Origin of the sequence: Dictyobacter alpinus, from assembly GCF_003967575.1 — a bacterium.
Classification (GTDB): domain Bacteria; phylum Chloroflexota; class Ktedonobacteria; order Ktedonobacterales; family Ktedonobacteraceae; genus Dictyobacter; species Dictyobacter alpinus.
In genome coordinates, this window is record NZ_BIFT01000001.1 from 5,103,000 (window position 1) to 5,125,750 (window position 22,751).

The following is a 22,751-nucleotide window of genomic DNA, read 5'->3' on the forward strand; positions in this document are numbered from 1 at the left end:
ACTTGATTGACATATGTGAAAGGAATCAACTATGGCCTATACTACTTCAAATGATGAATTAAAGCTCAATGCGACTGCCAGTCTGTTTCAGGGGCAGGCATATGGTGATGATTTGCCGGTATCGGTTTTCCAGGTGGCGACCGTGCCGGGTGGCGGCCCAAGCCTGCATGTTCATCCATATCCAGAGGTGTTTTTCTTGCAGCATGGGCATGCGACGTTTACGGTGGGTGATGAGGTGTTGGAGGTGGAGGCCGGTAGCGTCGTGGTGGCGCCCGCCAATACACCTCACAAGTTTAAAAATACTGGCGATGCCCCACTACAGATGTTCTCGGTCCACCCCAACAAAGAGGTGATCCAGGAGTGGCTGGAAGACTGATGCTGGCCTGATTGGCCCTCATCAAAGCATGATTGAGGACCAATCGGGAGCAACAAGCCAAGCCAATCGGGGGCAAGCCCCGAACCTACGATGTGAGGGAGGCCAGGAAGATGGCTTCGGCGAGGGCGGCGCGCTCGATTTCTTTGGGATCGACGCTTTCGTTGGGGGCGTGGACGTTGGCGGCTCCGTCTTCGGCTCCCCAGATGAGTATTTCGGCCTGGGGCATGATGCTGGCGAAGGTGTTGATGACGGGTATGGAGCCGCCACTACCGGTTTCGCCGGCGTCTTTGCCATAGGCTGCTTGTATGGCGGCGCGGGCCGCTTGATAGGCGGGTCCATCGCTGGCCATGGCGTGTCCTTCGCCTGTTTCTTGTTCGGAGAAGCTGAGCTGGACATGCCAGGGGGCGACGCTCTCCAGGTGACGGGTCAGGATCGCCAGGGCCTCTCGGGCGCTCTGTCCGGGTGGGACGCGCAGGCTGACGCGGGCACGGGCCGCGTCAATCAGAATATTACGGGCACCGGTGACGGCGGGTGCGTCGAGTCCGGTGACGTTGATGGCGTAGTTGGACCATAGCCGACTGGCGATGGAGCCTGTGCCGACCAACTCGACTCCAGGTAGGACGCCAGCCACGTACCGGAACGCGTCTTCCGGGACCTCACTCCCATGCCAGGGCTGTCCCTGTAGTCCGGGAATAGCGATGCCGCCCTTGTCGTCATGCAAGGTAGAGAGCATTCGGATCAGGGCTACCAGCGCGTCCGGCGTGGGTCCGCCAAAACCGCCGCTATGGAGCTGTCCTTGCAGGGTGCGTACCTCAACGACCAGGGAAGCCATGCCACGCAGGCTGGTAGTCAGGATCGGCTCGCCAACCCGGTCGTTGCCACCATCGGCGACCACGACCACATCAGCCTGAAAGAGCTCCGGGTGCGCGGCCACATAGGCTTCGAGGCTACTACCAAACTCTTCTTCACCCTCCACAATGATCTTAATATTGACCGGTAGGTGTCCCGCCAGACTGCGTAGCGCCGCTACGTGGATGGCGATACCCGACTTATCATCGGCCGCACCCCGACCATAGAGGCGTCCATCATCCCTGGCCGTCAGCTCAAATGGTGGTGTCTGCCACTCCTCTTTATTGCCAGCCGGCTGGACATCATAGTGAGCATAAAGCAGCACCGTTGGAGCTCCCGCTGGACCAGGGATCTCACCATAAACGGACGGATAGCCCGTAGGCTGATCCAGTAGCCGCACAGCCTGAACGCCGGCCCGCTGCAAAATATCCAGCGTTGCGTGAGCCGCCTCGACCACCGGCGCTTTAGGAAAACCCTCGGTCGCCACCGAAGGGATCGCCACCAGTCTGGCCAGATCTCCTAACGCGGCCGGCATAGCCTGCGCGACCGCTTCACGTATAGCATCGTGTGATAACATCTCTGCTCCTCCTCTGTTTTCTCCCTTTATAGCAGAGAAAGAGAAAAAGATCAATCTATCCAACCCATCAAAAGCAACACAAAAGAAACGCCACAAGAAATAAACCCGGTAGCGGCAGGTCTTGCACCTGCAACCTGTTCACGTACGAAATGTCCTTCAACCACGTGATCGTGTGACGGCAAACAGTTCAGGCTCGTGTTGCGTACTACTTGTTCATGGTCGTACGTCTACAGATTGCAGGTGCAAGACCTGCCGCTACCGCTTATTTTTTTCTTGTGGCGTTTCTTTTGGGAATATAAAGTGATAAAGTTGGATAAAGGTGCAAAATATCAGTATTTGTGTTAAAGTGATGTGACATGGTGAAGATTACGTTTTGATTGGATGGAAGAGGAAGAGGAGGAAAAATGTTAGATAAAAGTATAGAAGCGTTGCGGGTCATTTTAAAGCGAAATCCTGGTACGCCATTGCCGCCTGTTGCCTTGCCGCCGGGGTATTCCTTTGTGACGTATGAGCCGGGAGATGAGCAGGCCTGGGCGGAGATTGAGACATCGGCCGGGACTTTTAATAATGTGGAGGAGGGGGTGAAGTTCTTCAGGCAAGAATTTGGTCCTTTCTATAATGAGTTGAGGCGCCGGGTACTCTTCATTCAGAAGGATGATGGGGAGAAGGTCGCTAACTTTATGGCCTGGTGGGGCTATACTGGCCAGCGCCGTTATCCATTTATGCGCTGGGTCTCCGTCAAGTTTGCATATCAGGGATTGGGCCTGGGCAAGGCTATTATCGCGGAAGGCGTCAGGTTGATGGTGGAGATCGAGGGCGATTGTGTCATGTATATTCCGACCCTGACCTGGAGCTATCAGGCGATCAAGTTGTTCCGCTGGGCTGGCTTTGAATTGGATACCACTGAAATCGCGCCTGGAGGATATAGAAACCAGACGGCCCAGGCTCTCCTGCTGATCGGGGATCGGATCTAACGCTATGTGCCGTCCTTCTCCGTGAGGTTGTGGGAGGTAGGGAGAAAAATGGAGAGGCGATCGTGACCGCCTCTCCATTTTTCTCTCTACGTTCGTTAGCTTAGCGTGGGCCGGCGTGTTTGAGGGCATCTTTGACGATGTCGAACTGCTCAAAGTTTTCTTTGAACAGGTTTGCCAGCTTGTGCGCCTGTTGATCGTAGGCTTCTTTGTCGTCCCAGGTGCTGCGGGGCGAGAGGACAGAGTCGGGTACATCGGGACAAGAGGTCGGGACCTGGAAGCCGAAGATGGGATCGGCGACCATTTCTGCCTTGTCGATGTCGCCGCTGATCGCGGCACGGACCATGGCGCGGGTATAGTTGATATTGATGCGCGAGCCGGTGCCATAGGGACCTCCGGTCCAGCCGGTGTTGATCAGGTAGCAGCGAACCTGGTGCTTCTCGATGCGCTCGCGTAGCAGGTTGGCGTACTCCCCTGGTCGTCGGGGCAGGAAGGCGGCTCCAAAGCAGGAGCTAAAGGTGGCCTGTGGCGTCGTTACCCCTGATTCGGTACCCGCTAGCTTGCTGGTATAGCCGGACAAGAAGTAGTACATGGCCTGCTCGGTGGTGAGCCGTGAGATGGGAGGCAGGACGCCGAAGGAGTCGGCCGACAAAAAGATGACGGCGTTCGGATGTCCACCCATACCTGACATGACCACGTTATCAATGTAATCAATCGGATAGGCCACGCGTGTATTCTCGGTCAGTGAGGAGTCCGCATAATCCGGGACACGTGTTTTGTCGTCCAGGATAACGTTCTCATAGACGGATCCGAAGCGCGCCGCATTCCAGATCTGTGGCTCGTATTTCTCAGAGAGATTGATACATTTGGCGTAGCAGCCTCCCTCGAAGTTGAAGACGCCGTTCTCGCCCCAGCCGTGCTCATCGTCACCAATCAAGCGCCGGCTGCTATCGGCCGAAAGGCTCGTCTTCCCGGTGCCGGAGAGTCCAAAGAAGAGCGCCACATCGCCATCTGTCCCGATATTAGCGGAACAATGCATAGGCAAAACGCCCTTAGCTGGCAGGATAAAGTTCAGGACCGTGAAGATGGATTTCTTCATTTCGCCCGCATACTCAGTACCCGCGATCAGAACCAGGCGTTCTTTAAAATCAATAATAATAGCGGCATCGGATCTGGTTCCGTGGATGCGAGGATTGGTGCGGAAATGTGGGACACACAAAATGGTGAACCCCGGCTGTTCGCTGGCCTGATCGATCTCTGTGGCGCGTAAGAATAGCTGGCGTGCGAACAGATTATGCCAGGCCAGCTCTGTTATAACTTGAATCGGCATACGATAATCTGGATCGGCACCGGCCGCGGCATCCAGTACATATACATCCCGACCCTGTAAATAATCGGCGAGACTTCTACGAATAATCTCAAATGTTTCCGGTGTCATCGGATGGTTGTTTTCGCCCCACCAGATGCGCGCCATGGAATCTTCGTTTGAGACAATAAACTTATCTTTTGGTGAGCGACCCGTATGAGCACCCGTTGTCGCGCTCAAAGCCCCATTGCTGGCCAGTTTTCCCTCTTGCCGCTCCAATGCATGTTCGATCAGTACGGCCGGGGAAAGATTCCAGTTAATAGTGCCCAGATTGACCAACCCATACTCTTCCAGGGCCTTCCTGCTCATCATCATCGTCATAACCCATACTCCTTTGGGGTTTTCGATAATCGCGTTGTCCTCAACTCCAATGGTGTGAAGTTCTACCGATGAACTTCTTCCAACGCGTCAACCCCGAACAACCGTTAGTTTAACAAACCTACGCCATATGTGCAACCCAGACTATAAAAATACATTTGATTATAGAACATTCGAATATATCTTCCCTGGTCTGCTCTTCAATACTTCACCATTCCGTCCACTTGATAAGAATAATCGGCTGCCAGTGCCCATTATCTTTCTTGTTGTCGGAGCTGTGCCTGATATTTTATACTATAGAAACATTTTTACTATAATGCCATTGATGAGTATAAAACACTTTTTATTATATGCCATAAATGAGTACGATAGCAAATCATCACGGTGAATGATACGGCATTGATGAGGAAAGTTTGGTCACCGGTCAAAACGTTGCCGAGTGATCATGGTAGAAGAAACATGAGTGGTGTAGGCGCCACAGGCATGCGATGCTCTATAAACACGTATCGCTCTCGATCAAGCCGCGTGCCGGCCTTGCGTGTGGCGCCCACTCGACGTACGCTCGGCAGATGGACACGCCGTCCCATGGCGCGCCGGATCGCCACGCATGATTGGTACCGTATGTACGCCAAATGGGGTATAAGCCGACATTACGTACGCCGAGTGGGCGCCACACGCAAGGCCGCACTGCTGGGTTTACGTGAGCCGAGGAGTCAGAACGACTCGCAGTGCTGTGGCGCCTACACCAATCGCGGTGATGATACGAAAGTGATGGGGAACATTTGGTATGGCAAGATTTTACCTTCAGGACGTATGCCGCTCAAAACGCGGCCGAGTGAGCATGCGCGAAGAGATGTGAGTCGTGTAGGCGCCACAGACATGAGCGGCTTGCTCAACTGCTCTACATGTTTGAGCAAGCCGCATACCTGCGGTTATCCATTTAGGGGGGAACCCTGCAACGCTACAGGTTGCGGACGTAGGCGACGAATCTGTCGCCGCGATCGAATTCGTTGAGAAACATGCCGAAGCTGGTGAAGCCGGGGGAGAAGAGGTAGATGTCTCCGGGCCGGGCGAGCTGCTGGGCGGCGGCCAGCGCCTGTTGGTAATCTGTGTAGATGCCGCGTACCGGGTTGCTTGTCTGCATTTTTTCGGCTGCCTGCTGGATAGCTGGTAGCAGTTCGTCGGTACCACTACCGGCGAGCATGACCACGTCTCGACAGCGCTCGACGATGCGTTCGGGCCATTGTTCAAGGGGCAGGTGCTTGGTGTTGCCGCCCGCGACCAGCACGATCGGCTCTTTGAAGGCTTCGAGAGCGACCTGACCGGCGACCGGTGAGGTGCTGGCACTATCATTGATGTAGCGGATCCCGTTGAGCTCACGGACCTCTTCGAGGCGGTGTGGGACTCCATGGAAGTTACGGACACGCTCGGCGATGATCTCATCGGGAATACCGAGCAGGCGGGCAGTGGTGGTGGCCAGCAGAATATTCTCCAGGTTGTGCCGACCGGCCAGGGGGGTCTCGGTAAAAATAAAAGGATCGACCTGCTCGGAGCCGCGCGCAAAGCTGCCGCCACGTTCCAGGCTGGTAAACCAGGTACGGCCCGCTGACTCTTCACCAAAGCGCCGCGTCCAAGGATTATCATAGTTGAACACGGCCAGGTCTGCGGCTTGCTGATGGCGGAAAATATTGGCCTTGGCTGCGGCATAATCCTCCATGCCGTTATAGGTGTTGAGGTGGTCGGGATAGACATTGGTCATGACTGCGACCTGAGGACTTATCTTGTGTAGGGCCAGGCCTTCGAGCTGCCAGCTGGATAGCTCTAGCACGACCAGGGTCTCCGGTGTGATCTGTGGTAAGAGCGAGAGTGTCTCGACGCCTGCTACGTTGCCGCCGATCAGGGTATGGGCCCCGCTGGCACGCAGGATATCATAGAGCAGACTGACCGTGGTGGTTTTGCCGCGTGTGCCGGTAACAGCGATAATGCGGCCAGGACAGGCCAGGAAGAAGAGCGCGATCTCCATCTCGATGCGTGCCCCGTGTTCCTGGGCCAGGCGGATATAGGGAGATGTCCAGGGGACACCTGGATTACGAATGACGATCTCGGCCCATCGAAAATCTTCGTCCCGATGTTCTCCCAGAATAAACTCGATTGGTAGACCGGCCAGGGCCTGGACGCTCGGGGCCAGCACCTCTGGCGACTTCATATCCGTCACGCGCACCAGGGCTCCCTGCTGGGCCGCATAGCGCGCCGACGCCATCCCAGATCCCTGCAGGCCTAAGCCCATCACGAGAACTCGTTTCCCACGCAAATCCATCTTTAAATCCTCAATTTCCACAGATTTCACTTACCATCATAACAGAATCACATCCCATGCACAAACATATTGACAAGACACCAGGGCTTTTTCATTTTCAGCCGGGAGTAACTGTCAGGCAAATCATATACAGAGTATTTCTGGTGTGGTGTGTGTTCTGTGGGCGGCCGCGGCCGCCCACAGAACACACACCACACCAGACTCCGGCGCCGTAGGCGCCAGGAAGAGGAAAATTAAAAAGCTCTGACAAGACACTCAGCAAAAAACGAGGTATAATAGTGACACATCCATGATTTTCCGTGCATACAATTCTCATGTAAAGAATATATACTGTATTTATAGGGATACATCATTTATTGTCTGTTTCTAAATAGGACGAGAGCAGGGCTGCCATTTTTATAGTATGAAGCGGTAAATAATAGCGTAGCCAGCATACATCAATGTTAGAGGTTATCACAAATGGTACCATGATGGGTATCTAGAAATAGTATGATGATGGATTCTGGACACGGAGCACAACTTGAATATCTGCTAAATACGATGTCGGTCGGCGTATTGTTGCTGGATGCGCAGGATTTCACGATTCGCTATGTGAATCACTATCTACAGACGCTGGTGGCGGCCCTCTGGCAGGAGCCACAGATGATCGGGCATACTCCTGCCGAGCTTCTGCCTGATGCTATCCATACGCAATTGCAACCTCTCCTACAGCAGGTGGCGCGTACCCGGCAGCGTATGTCGCTGGCCGAGGTTCCCTTTGAGGGTTTCCTGGAGGTCCGTGGCCGCACCTACTGGCGCATCAGTATCGAGTATCATGTAGCCACCGGGCAGCCGGATCAGTTACTGCTGACGCTGGAAGATAATACCGATGCCGTACGTGCCCGGCTGCATATTCAGGGTGTGCACGCGATCTCCTCGGCCCTGGCTGGTCCTGCCTCGCTGCCCCTGGTGCTTGAACGTATCTTATATGTATTGCAGGAGACCTTTGGCTCGAAGCGCTGCGCCATTATCCTGCTGGACAATTCTGTTCCAGCCATTGAGCCACGCCTGACGGAGCTTGAGGAGTCGCTACCAGAGAGTGTGGCGCTCACCCGAACGGCCCGGGCGGTGGCTCAGCTTGGCTTGCATGCGGTCTCGCAGCCCTGGGAAGCGCTGGTGGATGAGAAGATTCTGCTGCAGGCCGTGGCGCGTGAGCATCGTACGCGCATCATTACCGATACGCGTCGCACTCCCCAGTATATATTCCCCTATCTGAACCATCAGGGTGAGCCGCATCGGCCTGGATCCGTGTTGTGCGTACCCATTTTTGAGCCCCATACCAATGATCCTGTCTCATTGGCCTCGGCTGGCCGGCAGCAGCGCACGGTCTTTGGCACCATCGAGGTCTATCACCTGCGGGCCCGTGGTTTTCCTGCTGAAGAGGTGGCTTTGCTGGAACAGTTTGCGCAGCAAGCGGGCCTGGCTATCCAGAACGCTCGACTCTTCCGCAGTATCGACCGGCTGGCACGCACCGCCAGCCGTAATGTGCGACAGAAAGAGAATATCATGCAGGCCATGCCCGATGGGGTGATCCTGGTTGATCCGCGCTGGCGTGTCGCCGATGTCAATCAGGCGGCCCGCGACCTGATGGGCTGGAGCGAGTCGGTGCTGGGACAGAGCCTGCCGCTGGCTCTTGAGCAGGGCCAGGCGCGCTGGCAGCGCATGCCCTGGAGTACGACGAACTTTGTCGAGGATCTGGAGCGACGCGCGCTAGCTGGACGTAAGGATGAGGTGAAGCTGATCGGGGGGAATGGGACCGCTTATAGTATCCAGATCTCCTATACGCCGATTCGTGATGAACTGGGCGATATCTTTGCTTTTATTATCATCTATCATGATATGACGGCCCAGGTGGCGGATCGCGAGCGCATTGAAGCCGAGGTGGTGGCGCGTACCGCTGAACTGAAGCAGCGTAATCAGGCGCTCCAGGCGGCCCAGGAGGCCCAGGCTACGACGAGCGCGCGCATGGCTCTCCTGCTGGAACGCCTACCGATCGGCGTGATGCTGGTAGCGGCCGAAGATAATACGATCTCCGTCATCAACCGCCAGGCCGTCGTGGTACTTCAGCATATTGGTGTCCAACTGCCACCGGCCGATGATCCCGACGAGGCCCTGCGGCGCGTGATGCAGCAGAACTGCGAGCAGCTCTTACAGTCGCTGCCCATGTATAACCACGATGCTAATCAGGTGCCATATAGCGAGCAGCCGCTGGCGATCGCGCTCCAGCGGGGTGAGAGCAGTGAGGCCGAGCTCCACCTGCAGAAAAGTGACGGCCAGACCATCTATCTCCTCTTTAATGCGGCTCCTTTGCGCGGCCCGGATGGTAGTATCGAGAGCGCGATTCTGGTGTTTCAGGACATCACGCATATCAAGTTGTTGGAGCGTACGCGCGAGGATTTCTTTACGACCATGGCCCATGAGCTCAAGACGCCGCTGGCCAATATTCGCGCCCATCTCAGTGCCCTACTGGCCCCGGACCTGCACTGGACGAGTGAGGAGCAATATGATTACTTGCAGACGGCGGACCAGCAGGTTGATCGTCTGGTTGGTATGATCAATCATTTCCTGGATGCCTCACGGGTCGAGGCGGGCGCGCTCCAACTGTCGCGCGAGCCGATCCTGCTACCAGAGTTGTTCGAGGACCTCCAGGAGCGGCTCGAAGCCTTGATCAGCGCCTCCAATGCCCGGCTCGCGATCCAGGCATCCGACCAGCTACCGGCCGTGCATGGAGACTATGAGCTCCTGATTAGTGTGCTAACCAATCTCCTGAGCAACGCCTTCCGCTATGCGCCCGCCGGTTCAGCGGTCCAGTTGAGCGCCGAGCCGCTCGGCGAGGGTCCGCGCCAGCGCCCACACAGCATCAGGATCTCTGTAAAGGATAGTGGACCCGGCATCAGCCAGGAGCAGCAGCAGGCGCTCTTCACGCGTTTCAGCACCTTTGCCGCTTTGAGCCGTCCCTCCAGTCAGCGCCCACCCGGCAATCGCCAGAAAGCCACGCGTTGGAGTCCCGCCACCGGGCTTGGACTCTACATTAGCCGTGGTATTATCGAGGCCCATGGGAGCCAGCTTGAAGTCAGCAGTCGTCCGGGGCATGGAGCGACCTTTGCCTTCACGCTACCAGTCTTTAAGGGGAAGCGCAGGCTCACGCGTCCGATCGTGCCGGTCATCGCCACACCTGCCAGAGGGGAGTCATAAGCCATGTCAAGCAGTGAGAAAAAGACCCGCATCCTTTGTGTCGAAGACGATCCACAGATGCGCACATTCCTCCTTGCCCAGCTCAAAGCTCGCGGCTATCACAGCCAGGCCGTCCGGGATGGCGCCCAGGCCGTCGATATGGCCGCCATCTTCCAGCCCCAGCTTGTCCTGCTTGATCTCTCGCTACCCTCCCTTGATGGACTCAGCTTCCTGCGCCGCTTCCGTGAATGGAGTACCGCGCCCGTGATTGTCCTCTCGGCCCATGATGAGGAGCCTGTGAAGATCAAGGCCCTGGACGTTGGTGCCGACGATTATCTGACCAAGCCTTTCAGCATCAACGAGCTCCTGGCCCGTGTGCGGGTCGCCTTGCGCCGCGCCGATGAGACCGAGCGACTCAGGAACAGCGCTGGCGGCAAAGAAGGCCAGCGCCCCCTTTACCGCTGTGGTGGCGAAAATGGACTCATCGTGGACTTTGCGCGCCGCCATGTCAGTTCCGGTGGCAGTGAGGTTCATCTCACCCCCACTGAATACGACCTGCTCTGTGAACTCACCCGTAACGCTGGCAAAGTGCTCACGCACCGCGAGCTCCTACAGCGAGTCTGGGGACCCGATTACAGTGGCGAGAACACCTACCTGCGCACCTTTGTGCGCCACCTGCGCCGCAAACTCGAGCCAGATCCCTCCCAGCCCCGCTTCCTGCGCAACCAACTCGGTGTCGGCTACTACGTTCCCCCACCTGATAGCGAAAAAAGTCTTACCTAAACACCCCTCACGCAACGTCTACCCGTCGCCGGAAGGACGTGAGCTGTTTCAGGGGGAAATGGACATCACAGCGCACGCATGAGATACCAGCGACGGGCAGCATATCTTTGTGTACCATGATTACACATATGATGTCAATGGCATGACCAAACAGGGTAGATTGCCAGCGGCCTCTAATTTGGTGCTACCTTGAAGAGCCAACTATGATCGTTTTGAAGCCACCGACCAGGGTAGCGAGGACACGGCGATCATGATCGTGAACAGGAACATTATCGTGGGCCGTCTCCTCGCCCCATGATAACGTTCCTGAGCATGTGCAATGTTCGCCACTATTTTTTTCTCCAGTAGCATATGTTAGCAACAATAACAAATATAATGAATATTGCATTACTAATATATGTATATGTGTAATCATAACTATTTATATTAGCAGCTGTTTGGACAACTAGTTGCTGATTTACAGCGAAAAAAAAGAGCACAACGCAAATTATTGATATAATCGCCAAAGCTCCTTTTTTCCAAAATAAGAATAGTCGTTGATGCTCTTGCAACTTCTCCTCACGAAGAGAAAACACTTTCTCTTCCCAGGGAGAATGGGCACCATGTTCATTATCAAACTTGTACTGTTGCTCATTCATAATTTTCCCTTTCCCATATCATGAAAATCAAGCCATACAATAAAACTTAATTTCATCAAAAAATGATGAAATACACATCATGTACGTATGTAGACTCTGTAAGTTGCCATAGGAAAAAGAAGGAGGAAGTTAGTAACTCTCAAAGAGAGAAACTGATTTTTGTATGCCTTTACGTCAGATTTCTTACCAATTACTGATCTCTGGTAAAGATCATTCCTGGACCTATAGCCAGGGATGATCTTTACTTTATGCCTTCCTTTGAGTGAAAACACGCGGTACTTCAGGGTGCAATTGTGATAAATGGCATCGTCACCGTTGGCTTACGCGTGGATTTATCCTCGATTGTGATGACTGATGACTGCTCTCCGTTCGTGAGGTTGCGTACCACTACTTTACTATCTGTCATACCATAATAGAGCTTGCCCTGATTGGCAAAAAGTTGCCTTATAGTAAAATCACCAGTCGATTGGGACCAGATTTGCGCTCCATTACTGGTCTTCAAGGCTACAATGTGACTGCTAGTAGGAACTTGATTATTACTCTCTACAATGTAAAGTGCATCCCCTACCACTAACGGAGCACTGGCAATACCCGCTCCAACATCATGTTGCCAGAGTTTTTTACCGTTGGTGATATCAAAGGCATAGACCCATCCTTGTTGCTGATCTGAGGTATAGAGGCCCCCATTGACAATCGTGGGCGCAGATCCTCCACTGGCATCTACTGCTTCACTGCTCTTCCAGAGCTGCGTATGGCTATCCAGATCATAAGCATAATAGTAGCTACTCCATCCCTTTCCAGCGACAAGCGAACTACTTTGCAAATACAGCCTATTAGTAATAACCTGGGGAAAGGCACCAATGGAAGTTTCAGCGACAGTGCTATGCCAGAGTTCATGACCATCCTTGCTATCCAGCGCCAATAGCGTGTTTCCATCTGCAATATATACGCTATTTTTGTATTCAGCGCCAACACGTGCAGTGTTGAGTGTTGGTCTTATCCAGAGCGTTTTTCCGTTATCGCGATTAAGAGCATAGACCTTGCCAGTTAATACATTCTGATTGGGACTTTGATCCTGGACGAACACATATACCGCGCTAGCGGTAACCTTGTACTCACGATAAATGCCAGCATTGATGGGCATGCTCCACTGCTGATGACCAGTTTGCGCAGAAAGGGCCAGCAATTGGCTGGTGTCGGAACTCATTGTTACCAGATAAACACTATCATCCTTTACTGTAACGCTTTCCTCTACTGTATTATCTATCGCATGGTACCAGAGTGTTCGTCCACTTTGTGGATCAACCTTATAAATGCCATCTTCTTTGCGGACATACAGAAAAGAGCTTTGGGGTTTCACTATGTTTGTTGGGACTGTGGTTGCCTGATGTGTTGGGACTACGATTGGCTGATTGGGTCCTGTGGGTGTGGCTTTTCTGGACAGGATGCCAAACACGACGAATGTGCTACTCAGTAAGAGGGCCAACACAAATACAGCCACCAGGGCATTCAACATGTAGTGTGTTGTTCTATGTTTTTCGACTAGCCTATAACCCTGTTGCATGGGATTTTTCCTTCCTCGATCAGCTACTGGCTGATCGCCAGTGGTTGATCGGGTTTGACCTGGACGCCGGACCTGGTCTGTTCTTTGATGCTGCTCAAAATGAGGCTCCAGGCGCTGACGAACATTGGCGATTATACGCAGATCTCTTTCACTTAAAGTTGAGAGATCTGCAAGCATCTGGCTGTTTGCGGATGGCGTTTGCTGACTATGCAAAAGCTGATCTATTTGTTCATCTACTTCTTCAGGAGTAAATTGTTGATTACGCTCATTCATGACTAGCTGTCCTCCCTCTCATTTTCGTAGACGATACGTAGCAGATTGAGTGCCCGAGAAAGCCATCCACGTACGGTTCCTTCTCGTAACTTGAGCATCCGAGCAATATCGACACAGCGCATCCCTGCTCCAAAACGGAGGAGGACAACTTTTTGATGTTGGACTGGAAGGGTGGCTATTTGCTCGTAGAGTAAGCGTTGCTCATCGCGACGCACCACAATCTGTTCTGGTTCTCGTGCTTCGTCAGCATAAAAAGGGATCATCTCCATTGTTTGCTCCAATGATATTGTTGGACGCCGCCGGGCCCGCCGATAAAAATCAGCGCATTTGTTGTGGGCAACACGATATAGCCAGGTCAGTTGCTCATCCTCCTTCAGGAGCAAGAAGTCCTCTTTCTCAAGGACAGCTAGAAACACATCAAGCAATATATCTTCAGCATCGGCATCAGTAGCAAGACGACGACGTATATAAATCAAAATTACTGCTGCATGCCGCTCATACAAAAGCGCATATGGTGAATCGGTAGCGCTGACCCGATTATTTCCTGGTTGCACTGGGTACCTCATTCTGCAATTGCATTTAGAAGATCTCATTCCCTATATCGCTACACACACGGAAAACGCTACGCATTGCCCTAATTACTGCGTTTTAGAAGTGGTCCGGCAAGCACACAGGGAGCAAAGGAAGGATAGCGTCACTAGATGCTCTCTTGCGCAAAGAAGATGGAAAGCTGTTGAGCCAAATCTGAATGCGCTCAAATCAAGGGGGGGCGACCACAACCCGCGCTCATGCAAATCAGGTGCGCGACTTTGATATGTCCTTATTTAGCAGGCTGGTTAATGGAGAGGTACGACAGCTCTATCATGAAAAGAAACAAATTGCAGATAGAAACTCAACGTAAGGGTAGGTATAAAAAATACCTACCCCTATATTTGTCCAGGCTTTTGTGGTGACTTGTTCGCTTCAATGAACGGTTGTCCATCGAGAATAACTCACACAGGTAGCATACTCAATTGTGAAGTTGAAGCAAAGATGTAAAGGTATCAACTCTGGTATCAGTTTTGGTATCATCTTTTTTGGCGAGGTAGCTGATTGAATCTTTTGTCCTCTTCCGCTATAATAAATTGAGAATAATGGAAAGGGATGTCCATCATGTCTGAAGACGAGAAAAAGATGGTAAATCAGCGTTTGCGTAATCAGCGTCTCCGTCATCATTGGTCTCAACAAGAACTGGCCGATCGTCTAGGCACTACGGTGGTATCGATCAAGCGCTGGGAGCGCAATATCACCAAACCCAGTCCCTATTTTCGTCTGAAGTTGACCACGCTCTTTGAGATGGATGCCGCAGAACTGGGTCTGCTCGACGACGATGCCGATGATAGTTTGGATACGCCAACGGACACCCAATCTTCAGAGCCTGAGCCAGAGGGACCGGAAAAGCCGACCGAGCCGGTGATCGCATCGCAGGAGCAGGACGTTCCTGTTGAGAGTACTCCACTACCCCCTGATCCCTCTCTACCTTCTCCAGAGCAAGTTCAACAACCAGGCAAGAAAGTGGGCCTTTCACGGCGGAATATGTTGATTGGTCTGGTCGGCAGTGCCCTGATACTTGGCGGAGTTGGCGGTGGACTGTGGTGGCGGCAGGAGATGATCTCCGCTAGCGCCGTCAAGCCGGTTAATAAGCCGGCGATCAGTACAAATTATATTTATGGGACAAAGTTTTTCTTTAATGATGTGTCGTGGAGTCAGCAAGGAACATTTTTAGCCTGCGCGATGGGCGATAATATTGTTCAAGTGTTGGATGCTAGCAACGGCCATAATGTATTTGTGTACCGCAAACATAGTAATTATGTAAACTGTGCCCAATGGTCTCCCACAAATAATGTGATCGCCTCCGCCAGCGCGGACCACACCGTCCAGATCTGGGAACCCAATAGCGATAAGCCCCGGATTACCTATCATGGACACACGAAAAGTATTCTCTATCTCAACTGGTCTCATGATGGTACCCGTATCGCCTCCGCTGGTCGCGATGCTCAGGTCCATGTCTGGGATGCCTTTACCGGGCAGCGTCTGGCCATCTATAGTGGACACAAAGGGAGTATCTGGAGCCTCTCCTGGTCGCCCGATGATCAGAGTATTGTGTCGGGTGGAGAAGATGGTAGCCTGCATGTCTGGTATAGTTTGAACGGCAAGGATAGTCCAACATTTGTCTATGCTGGTCTCAAAGACAGCACTATCAACGAAGTTCACTGGTCGCCTGATGGCAAGCGTATTGCCAGCGCTCACAGCGATACCCACGTCTACCTCTGGGACGCCCTCACCGGTGGACTCAGCCTGAACTATTCTGGCCATAGCGACGCCGTGCGCACCGTCCGCTGGTCACCCAAAGGACAACATATCGCCTCCGGTAGTAGCGATAAAAGCGTCCAGATCTGGAATCCTCACAGCGGCCAGAAGGTTGTCAATTATACAAAACATACTGACGAGATCCTCGAAGTTGCCTGGCATCCCGCCGGCACCCAGCTAGCCTCCGCCAGTAAAGACAATACCCTCCACGTTTGCTCCCTGCACCTCCCATAATTGCCGGCCCCTCCCATTATCAATGTATCTCACACGAGTGGAAACTTTTTTGAGCGGCTACGCGTGACTTAAGGGATGCTATGCGCTAATTGTGGGCAAGCCTTGAACTTAGAAAGTGTGGTGCCAATGTCGGACTTAAATAAACGTTTGGATGATGAGATTCGTACGGGGAAGCGGGTGGAGGAGGAGCTGAAGAAGAATACGGGTATGAGTAATCCTTTAAATCGTGGTGAGCGGTCTGATGATGAGCGGTCTCAGCAGGAGATTGAGGATAATCGGATCGTCGAGCCGGCCGATCTGGATCAGGATGCGTATCGTGAGGCGTCCGAGCGGCGTTATCGGTCGGAGGACGAGCAGTCTTCGACGGCGGTAACGGATACGACCGCCGATAATTTACAGGCCGCTGAAAATCAGGCGCCAGCTGATAAGAAGCGTGGACAGGTTGACCTGGGTGGCGTCCCCAATCGTGAGGGTTCTTCGTTCGATCAGCGTGAGCAGGGAGCGAGTACCGGCGGCGCGAGTTCCAGTGATAGTACTGTGACCAGCGGCACCGGCAAATCCGCCCATGCCGGCGAGGTGAATTCTACTGATCGCGGCTCTCTCTCCGCCTCCGATATCAATCAAACCGGCGGCGAGCCTCCAACTGGTGGGAGTAACAAGCAATAAGCATTGTGCATAAAGAAGAGCAGGCCCGCCGATCCATTTGTCTGGCGGGCCTGCTCTTCTTTTATACCATTTGCCATAGCTCTGGATAATCTATGACTAGCCCCTGTTCATCTACCGTAAGTTCGGCTGTAAAGTCGCTGTCCAGGCTCTCATAGCGATAGCTGCCCCCGGACTCTGTGCGTGTCAGACAGGTATAGCGCTGCCGGGCTGGCCGGACATTGAGATCGGGAACCGTAATGTAGGCAACCTGGATCTCCATACTCTCGCCAACCGCGAGTTCCAGGCGGCGTATAGGTAACGTGTTTGTAAACGGCGTGTGGGCGATATCGATATCCAGACAGCCATCCAGGTCAGGATACGCGTTGCCGTCGGCATCGGTCCAGTGTCCTTGTCCATCGCTCAATAAATATGCCGCCTGACTTTGCTCTCCACTTACCTGGAGCGAATATTCGCGTATATGCCAGTCCTGATCTATCTGGAGCCGATACCAGAGGCGAAAGCGGATATCTTGCTCGATCCCAATGATCAGTCCATCTGCGACGATGCCGCCCTCATCTTCCACTAATTGCAGATGTTCCATGCCAGGGCCAGCCAGAAAATTCCACATGATGTGTGTTTCCATCGCATTTCCTCCTGTATTTGACGAATTGTTCTCAACGGATTCTTTTGCATCTGTCAGTGGCTGTGGCGTTGGTGGGTTATCCTTGTGCTCATGCTGACGGTCAAGGATCTCGTTGACCAGCGCCACAAAGACAAGCAGATTCGGCAACGACAATAGCGTGGTGTTACTGTTATGTTCTTTTGTCTGCCAGACATACCATTGTCTGTTAAGCTCGCCGTCAAGCGATTCTTCCTTAGCATAATAGGCTGATAGTTCATTGTTTTCCCAGGCGACCGCGCCCAGGTTATCCCAGCTTACCAGTTCTCCAAGGAACGAAATACCTTGCTGGCTGATCTGCAAATCTCTAAATGATACGACCTCTCCACGTTCATAGCTGGCCAGGGCCGGGGGTAATAAACGCGGCATCAGTTCCGCTATAATCGCCTGGTCGCCAGCTTTATTGGATGCGCCCAGGATAGAAAAAGGCAGCAATAGTCTGGTCTTATTCGTTCTCACCAGCTGCGTCACCGATCCGTTCAAGAGATAAAACTCCCTGACATCATCCCAGCGTATCGCCTCTTCTTTTTTCCTATAGATCGTAAGCAGACCTTCGCTACAGATATAGAGTTGTGTGCGCGCAGCCAGATAGAAGCGGCCAAACAAGATCAGACTAGCCCCTAACGGAATGATGATGCCTGGCATGTTTAGCCAGAAGTTATCGTGCAAATTTTGCAGCCAACGATAATTTTGTAACTGATCAGCGGGTACTTCAGCGCTCGTATGATAGGTTTGCGCCAGCACACCAAAGCTGAGCGCAGCAAAGAGGCTATAACAGAGCCAGGCGAACAGCAACAACGAGATAATCGCTCCCAGTATACACAGTATTTGTGCGGACCGACTCACTAGTTTCTCTAATGGTCGCCCCACGTTCGCGTGGGCGGCGCTCTCGTACATATGCAGTGGCATCTTGCTTTCCGCCTGTAATTGCGTCCCCAAGAAGGGTTCCCTCCCCATATTTTTTTGAGATTATACTAGTGTATTTATAACCAAACGTAAAGCTGCGTATGACCCCAATCTGTCTGTCCGATGAATCTGCGTCCCAAAAAACCTTGACATTGTTGTATATTCCATGTATATATCTATTAGATACATATTTGAGAGATATAGTAACGCTGAAAAAATGATGCCGTTGCGTACTGAATCATAGATGTAACTGTGTCTATGTTTGCTTATCACCATGTTAACGGAAAGGGATTTTACTATGGCTACTGTTGTTCCAGGACGTTTTACTGCGCAGATCGATCAACCATTTGTGGTTTTTTTAATTGGCATGCGTATCAATAAATTTTTCGCGCTACGTAGGTGGGTTCCCACGGTCATGTCTATGGGTCCCATGTTGCGCTCACTCTATCAGCATCCCGAGCTTGGTTTTTTGGGGGCCGAAACGTATCTCAGCCTGCGTGGACCTGTCATGATCCAGTATTGGCGCTCGTTTGAGGATCTGGAGAAGTTTGCGCGCGCGAAGGATGAGCCACATCTGTCGGCCTGGAGACGTTTTAATCGGGCGATCGGTACAGATGGGAGTGTGGGCATCTGGCATGAGACCTACGTGGTGGAGCCCGGCAAATATGAGGCAGTCTATGGGAACATGCCGGTCTTTGGACTGGCCTCGGCCACGCAACATGTTCCTGCTACCGGTCGACGTGAGACGGCCCGCCGCCGTCTGGGTGGAGAAGGTGAGCCGGCCGTCCCCTCGCCAGTCCAGGCCGGAGTTGAAGCTACCTCCCAGGACATCGTCTAGCTCGATGAGTAGCCAAAAATGCGTATTATTAGGTGGAAATCCTCTTATTCTAGGTCAGCGTATAGTGAAGAGGAAATGAAGATGCTTGAAGGTGTGATGAAGCACTGACAAGCTTTATTAAAAGGAGGATTTCCCATGGCTAATGTAGAAGCAACTCAGATCGAGTCTTACCTGAAAGACATGAAATTCCCAGCCCAGCGTGATGAGGTCGTTGCCTTTGCCCAGCGTAAAGGTGCCGATGATCAGCTCATCAGCCAGATGCGCAGACTTCCTGAGCAGTCATTCAATTCAGTTAGTGATGTTGTTCGCGTCTTGAATTCAAATCAGGGTTCAAACACGAATGACCGCGCTGGCTCACGTAACCAGCACTAGTTCCCTTAGCGTCTGCGCGCCGAAGGCAGAGTGCAGATCTGCTCTCCTTATCTTAAGCATTGAGAAGTGTGCTACTGATTGCTTTTCCGCACGCAGTATCACGTCCCTGAATTTTCTCAGCAGCAGTCAGATGAGGGGTGATGATCTCTTCTGATGCATGAAAATGCAGCTTCTGAGCATGGACGTTGAAATATGGAAAAGGGACCCGCACTAGATATTAGCGCAGGTCTCTTTTTTTATTTATAAGTTATCAATTATTGTTGCGGATAGCCTGGACCAGACTGCCCATAAGCACCGTTACCCTGTGCACCATAAGGTTGCTGGCCATAACCCGCCCCCGATTGTGCTTGAGGCTGCTGGCCGTAAGGATACTGAGGCTGTTGGCCGTAAGGATACTGAGGCTGTTGACCATAAGGAGCCTGAGGTTGCTGTGGAGCGTACTGGCTATAGGGCTGTTGGCCATAAGGAGCCTGAGGTTGCTGTGGAGCATACTGGTTGTAGGGTTGCTGACCATAAGGAGCCGGCTGCTGTGCTTGCCCCTGATACTGGGGCTGCTGCGGGCTATTATAGATGCTCTGTGCCTGTCCATAGGCATTTGTTTTGGTTGATGATGGTCCATTGGACTTAAAGATGCCAAATGCTAGGAGGCCAAGTCCTAAAAGGATCAGAATAATACCGAGAAATGCGCCATTGTCAGTAAAGCAGATGGGAATTCCGAGCAGTGCAAGGATTGATCCCGTAATGATCCGGCCCCATTTGGGACCGACGATACGATAAAGACCCCAGATAAGTAAACGAAACATGCTTCTTTTCCTCTCCACAGACACCAATAAAGAACTTTTAAGTAGATGCATAATGAAATATGATTCCATCAATATTGTTCTTTAAATTCAACATACGCTGTTTTGTGGTCGATGGCTAATAACTCAGAAGAGTATAACAGTTTATCTTGCTGCATACAATCCATCGTAGTACTAAAATACCCCTATCTTACCAATTAGCTCTGTTTGCTGCATAAATTAAACCACCCGCGCGCCGTCGCAGGCGGCGCGCAAAAGGGGTAAAAGGGTTTTTTCGGGGGACACCCCCGCACCCCCGGCAGGGCGCTCCGCTCCTGCACCCCGGTTCTGAATTTTTGGAACAAAAATTTGGGGTGACTCATGATGCGCATCCCTATATGGAATAGAGCTTATTCTATTGAGATGCGCTTTTATTGTGTGGTTGGAATTGTGAATTTATCCCGAAAATACTGTTGTACTGTAGCTGTTTTTGAGGTATAAATGTAGTGTAGAGCTGTAATGGTTCTATTCAATATTATGGTGATACATACACAATATATTAATTAAATATTATGTAAATGTTATGTAAGCGTTAAATAGACGTGAGTGTATGTATTGAGAGGATTGCACGCTGTGATTTTTTTGAGTTCGCCGATGAATCTTCTTTCATTGGATCCGACCCAACCGCAGGGACAGTTCTGGATTGGGGTCATTTCTTTGCTGGTGGCGCTGATCAGTCTGGCTTTGAGCGTCTGGTTCTATCTGCGTGGTAAGCAGAAGAAGGTGCTCAGTTATGAGGTGCTCTCCAATGCTTCGATTGTGAATGTGGTGAAGGATTTTGGTGAGCGTATTACGGTGACGTTGGATGATGGTGAGGAGGTGCAGGATGCGCGTATATTGGTGATTCAGTTGACCCATATTGGGAATGCACCAATTGATGTGAACGAGATTTTTAAGTTGCGTTTTGAATTTGAGCCGGAGAGCGTGCTGCGCTGTGGTATCCAGGCGACGAATCCGGTGGGCTTGATTGATGAGGATGATTGGCAGCATGCTCTTAGCATTGATCAGGCGCAGCAGCGCTATGTAGAGTTGACGCCGCTGATGCTGAATCCGCGTGACTCGATTACGATGAAGATCCTGATTCGTCGCCGTATCCCGCTACGGGTGACGGGCCGCATTACCGGGGGATCGATCGTGGAGGCGCGGCCAATGCAGCGTTTCTGGACGCGTCGCCGCTTGCTGGCCGGTGGTGGTCTCTTCATTGCAGGACTTTTATTGGCGCAGGCGATCTCGCCGATCTCAGCCTTTGTGCGTGGCGATTGCGCGCCTGGTTCGATCTCGGCTGGTGGCTCCAGCGCCTTTGCCGACACGGCCCGGGCGGCGGCTAAAGACTACCAGGTTACCTGTCCCGTGGCCACGATCACGATTCAGGATGATAGCAGTGGCAAGGGCCTGAGCGATCTCAAGGAGAATAAGATCCAGATCGCCAATTCGGAACTGCCGGTTTCCAGGGCCAATCAGGCCGCCCAGATCGATCTGGATGCCAATGCTATCGGTATTATCCCGTTTGTCTTGATCGTGAATGCCAGTGTGGAGAAAGTGGATAACCTGACTAAGGACCAGCTGCGCGGTCTCTATGATGGATCAATTACCAATTGGAATAAAGTTGGCGGTCCTGATCTGAAGGTTCAGGTTGTGGGTCGTGCCTCACAATCCTCGGGCACTCGAACCGCCTTTGAGCAGCATGTGATCGGTGTTAATGTGGTGCTGCGCCGCGATATCCTTGAAGTAGATACAACCGGCCAGGTACAGGATACGGTGGCAAAAACAAAGGGTGCGATCGGCTATGTGGACCTGAAGACGGCCCAGGATAATGTGTCGGCGGCCAAAATTAAGCTGCTCAAAATGAATAATGCAGAGCCCACGCTGGATAGTATAAAGAATGATGCCTATAGTTTCTGGGCGGTCGAGTATATGTATACGCGCAAAGATCCGGGCGCACTGGTAAAATCCTTTATCTCCTATGTCCAGAAACGCGTAAAAGACGAAAAATTCTACTTGAATTATGATGCTATTAATCCGGATGTATTAGAGAAACATCGTTAGCAGGTCTCCTCTGTGCGAGAAACAAGGGGGATCTGGAGAAACTCAGCTCCCTCTCTGGCCCGTGGAGCGTTGTTAAGGGCATAGCCGAGGAAGCCTCGTTCCTCGATGCTGAAGTCGAGTATGGATTGAAAGCCGGCTTTATGGATGCCTATTTCAGAGGACCTGTTGCCGGGCTGGTAGAGGATCCAGAAACGCTCGATCTCTGGAGGCTGCTGGTGGATGATGGCCTGCAATAAGCGCGGATAGATGCCATGTCCCCGCCATGGGAGCAGCGTCTCGAAGTCCCACAGATAGCGTTGTCGAACCGGCACCTGGAAGCGCAATCCGATCTCTGTGACCTCCCCAAAGTGAGCCGCCACCCAGCCATAAGCTGCAGCGATGTTTCCCATATAGGCGATATATGGTTGGCTCCCTGTCTGAATACGTTGCGCTATCTTTTCCTCTGTACTATGACATAGGTTTGCCAGGGCCGCCCGATCGGTTGCCATCCGGGCAGAAAATTCTGGCAGGGGGGCGAGCTCGGGTAATGGATCGCCTTGCCACCATGTTGCTAAAGCCATTGTTCTGATTTCCCCTCGTCAGGCCCTCATGTTCAATA

Annotated in this window: 18 protein-coding genes; 9 read left to right on the forward strand and 9 right to left on the reverse strand. The window is 52.4% G+C overall.

The window, feature by feature from the left end:
* Positions 1-31 precede the first annotated feature (31 nt).
* Positions 32-376, forward strand: a complete 345-nt coding sequence (locus EL633_RS20065) for a cupin domain-containing protein (RefSeq protein ID WP_126628893.1) — start codon at positions 32-34, stop codon at positions 374-376.
* Positions 377-461: 85 nt separating this feature from the next.
* Here the strand turns inward: EL633_RS20065 and EL633_RS20070 are convergent, their stop codons facing one another.
* Positions 462-1,802 carry a M20/M25/M40 family metallo-hydrolase gene (locus EL633_RS20070; RefSeq protein ID WP_126628894.1) on the reverse strand — a complete coding sequence of 447 codons (1,341 nt, stop codon included), beginning with the start codon at positions 1,800-1,802 and terminating at the stop codon, positions 462-464.
* Between the two features lie 404 nt (positions 1,803-2,206).
* On the opposite strand from EL633_RS20070, the gene EL633_RS20075 reads away from it, so the two are divergent.
* The gene (locus EL633_RS20075) at positions 2,207-2,776 is read left to right on the forward strand and encodes a GNAT family N-acetyltransferase (RefSeq protein WP_126628895.1); all 570 of its coding nucleotides are present in this window, start codon (positions 2,207-2,209) and stop codon (positions 2,774-2,776) included.
* Between the two features lie 100 nt (positions 2,777-2,876).
* Here EL633_RS20075 and pckA read toward each other — a convergent pair whose 3' ends face one another.
* A complete protein-coding gene (gene pckA / locus EL633_RS20080) occupies positions 2,877-4,460 on the reverse strand; it encodes a phosphoenolpyruvate carboxykinase (ATP) (protein WP_126628896.1) in 1,584 nt (527 codons plus the stop codon).
* Positions 4,461-5,418: 958 nt separating this feature from the next.
* On the reverse strand, positions 5,419-6,774 hold the full coding sequence (gene murD / locus EL633_RS20085; protein WP_126628897.1) for a UDP-N-acetylmuramoyl-L-alanine--D-glutamate ligase: 1,356 nt from the start codon (positions 6,772-6,774) through the stop codon (positions 5,419-5,421).
* A 489-nt stretch (positions 6,775-7,263) separates the two neighbouring features.
* On the opposite strand from murD, the gene EL633_RS20090 reads away from it, so the two are divergent.
* Together EL633_RS20090 and EL633_RS20095 are read left to right on the forward strand one after the other, a co-directional pair.
* Entirely contained in the window at positions 7,264-10,008 is a 2,745-nt protein-coding gene (locus EL633_RS20090; RefSeq protein WP_126628898.1) for a PAS domain-containing protein, read from the forward strand.
* 3 nt (positions 10,009-10,011) lie between these two features.
* The gene (locus EL633_RS20095) at positions 10,012-10,770 is read left to right on the forward strand and encodes a response regulator (RefSeq protein ID WP_126628899.1); all 759 of its coding nucleotides are present in this window, start codon (positions 10,012-10,014) and stop codon (positions 10,768-10,770) included.
* Between the two features lie 329 nt (positions 10,771-11,099).
* Here the strand turns inward: EL633_RS20095 and EL633_RS20100 are convergent, their stop codons facing one another.
* The 3 genes from EL633_RS20100 to EL633_RS20110 form a co-directional block, all read right to left on the reverse strand.
* Positions 11,100-11,408, reverse strand: coding sequence for a hypothetical protein (locus EL633_RS20100; RefSeq protein WP_126628900.1), 309 nt, complete (start codon positions 11,406-11,408; stop codon positions 11,100-11,102).
* Positions 11,409-11,688: 280 nt separating this feature from the next.
* Positions 11,689-13,245 carry a PQQ-binding-like beta-propeller repeat protein gene (locus tag EL633_RS20105; protein WP_126628901.1) on the reverse strand — a complete coding sequence of 519 codons (1,557 nt, stop codon included), beginning with the start codon at positions 13,243-13,245 and terminating at the stop codon, positions 11,689-11,691.
* Positions 13,246-13,247: 2 nt separating this feature from the next.
* Positions 13,248-13,799, reverse strand: a complete 552-nt coding sequence (locus tag EL633_RS20110; RefSeq protein ID WP_246039177.1) for an RNA polymerase sigma factor — start codon at positions 13,797-13,799, stop codon at positions 13,248-13,250.
* Between the two features lie 598 nt (positions 13,800-14,397).
* Between EL633_RS20110 and EL633_RS20115 the strand changes: the two genes are divergently transcribed.
* Positions 14,398-15,828: a WD40 domain-containing protein gene (locus EL633_RS20115; protein ID WP_161982279.1), complete on the forward strand. Its 1,431-nt coding sequence runs from the start codon at positions 14,398-14,400 to the stop codon at positions 15,826-15,828.
* 126 nt (positions 15,829-15,954) lie between these two features.
* Positions 15,955-16,494, forward strand: coding sequence for a hypothetical protein (locus EL633_RS20120; protein WP_126628904.1), 540 nt, complete (start codon positions 15,955-15,957; stop codon positions 16,492-16,494).
* 61 nt (positions 16,495-16,555) lie between these two features.
* On the opposite strand, the gene EL633_RS37310 is transcribed toward EL633_RS20120, so the two are convergent.
* The gene (locus tag EL633_RS37310; protein ID WP_218027527.1) at positions 16,556-18,091 is read right to left on the reverse strand and encodes a putative glycolipid-binding domain-containing protein; all 1,536 of its coding nucleotides are present in this window, start codon (positions 18,089-18,091) and stop codon (positions 16,556-16,558) included.
* Positions 18,092-18,356: 265 nt separating this feature from the next.
* On the opposite strand from EL633_RS37310, the gene EL633_RS20130 reads away from it, so the two are divergent.
* A complete protein-coding gene (locus EL633_RS20130; RefSeq protein WP_126628905.1) occupies positions 18,357-18,896 on the forward strand; it encodes a DUF4188 domain-containing protein in 540 nt (179 codons plus the stop codon).
* Positions 18,897-19,031: 135 nt separating this feature from the next.
* Positions 19,032-19,268: a DUF2795 domain-containing protein gene (locus EL633_RS20135; RefSeq protein ID WP_126628906.1), complete on the forward strand. Its 237-nt coding sequence runs from the start codon at positions 19,032-19,034 to the stop codon at positions 19,266-19,268.
* Between the two features lie 254 nt (positions 19,269-19,522).
* Here EL633_RS20135 and EL633_RS37225 read toward each other — a convergent pair whose 3' ends face one another.
* Entirely contained in the window at positions 19,523-20,071 is a 549-nt protein-coding gene (locus tag EL633_RS37225) for a hypothetical protein (RefSeq protein WP_176599709.1), read from the reverse strand.
* A 609-nt stretch (positions 20,072-20,680) separates the two neighbouring features.
* On the opposite strand from EL633_RS37225, the gene EL633_RS20145 reads away from it, so the two are divergent.
* Positions 20,681-22,153 carry a PstS family phosphate ABC transporter substrate-binding protein gene (locus tag EL633_RS20145; protein WP_126628907.1) on the forward strand — a complete coding sequence of 491 codons (1,473 nt, stop codon included), beginning with the start codon at positions 20,681-20,683 and terminating at the stop codon, positions 22,151-22,153.
* Here the strand turns inward: EL633_RS20145 and EL633_RS20150 are convergent.
* Positions 22,150-22,713: a GNAT family N-acetyltransferase gene (locus EL633_RS20150; RefSeq protein WP_126628908.1), complete on the reverse strand. Its 564-nt coding sequence runs from the start codon at positions 22,711-22,713 to the stop codon at positions 22,150-22,152. The two genes, EL633_RS20145 and EL633_RS20150, sit on opposite strands and share 4 nt — an antisense overlap.
* Positions 22,714-22,751: the final 38 nt, after the last annotated feature.

Coding starts and splice junctions, on each gene's coding strand:
- EL633_RS20135 (WP_126628906.1), top strand. CDS start 19,032: ATGGCTAATGTAGAAGCAACTCAGATCGAGTCTTACCTGAAAGACATG.
- murD (WP_126628897.1), bottom strand. CDS start 6,774: ATGGATTTGCGTGGGAAACGAGTTCTCGTGATGGGCTTAGGCCTGCAG.
- EL633_RS20150 (WP_126628908.1), bottom strand. CDS start 22,713: ATGGCTTTAGCAACATGGTGGCAAGGCGATCCATTACCCGAGCTCGCC.
- EL633_RS20075 (WP_126628895.1), top strand. CDS start 2,207: ATGTTAGATAAAAGTATAGAAGCGTTGCGGGTCATTTTAAAGCGAAAT.
- EL633_RS20130 (WP_126628905.1), top strand. CDS start 18,357: ATGGCTACTGTTGTTCCAGGACGTTTTACTGCGCAGATCGATCAACCA.
- EL633_RS20095 (WP_126628899.1), top strand. CDS start 10,012: ATGTCAAGCAGTGAGAAAAAGACCCGCATCCTTTGTGTCGAAGACGAT.
- pckA (WP_126628896.1), bottom strand. CDS start 4,460: ATGACGATGATGATGAGCAGGAAGGCCCTGGAAGAGTATGGGTTGGTC.
- EL633_RS20070 (WP_126628894.1), bottom strand. CDS start 1,802: ATGTTATCACACGATGCTATACGTGAAGCGGTCGCGCAGGCTATGCCG.
- EL633_RS20115 (WP_161982279.1), top strand. CDS start 14,398: ATGTCTGAAGACGAGAAAAAGATGGTAAATCAGCGTTTGCGTAATCAG.
- EL633_RS37225 (WP_176599709.1), bottom strand. CDS start 20,071: ATGTTTCGTTTACTTATCTGGGGTCTTTATCGTATCGTCGGTCCCAAA.
- EL633_RS20120 (WP_126628904.1), top strand. CDS start 15,955: ATGTCGGACTTAAATAAACGTTTGGATGATGAGATTCGTACGGGGAAG.
- EL633_RS20105 (WP_126628901.1), bottom strand. CDS start 13,245: ATGAATGAGCGTAATCAACAATTTACTCCTGAAGAAGTAGATGAACAA.
- EL633_RS20090 (WP_126628898.1), top strand. CDS start 7,264: ATGATGATGGATTCTGGACACGGAGCACAACTTGAATATCTGCTAAAT.
- EL633_RS20100 (WP_126628900.1), bottom strand. CDS start 11,408: ATGAATGAGCAACAGTACAAGTTTGATAATGAACATGGTGCCCATTCT.
- EL633_RS20065 (WP_126628893.1), top strand. CDS start 32: ATGGCCTATACTACTTCAAATGATGAATTAAAGCTCAATGCGACTGCC.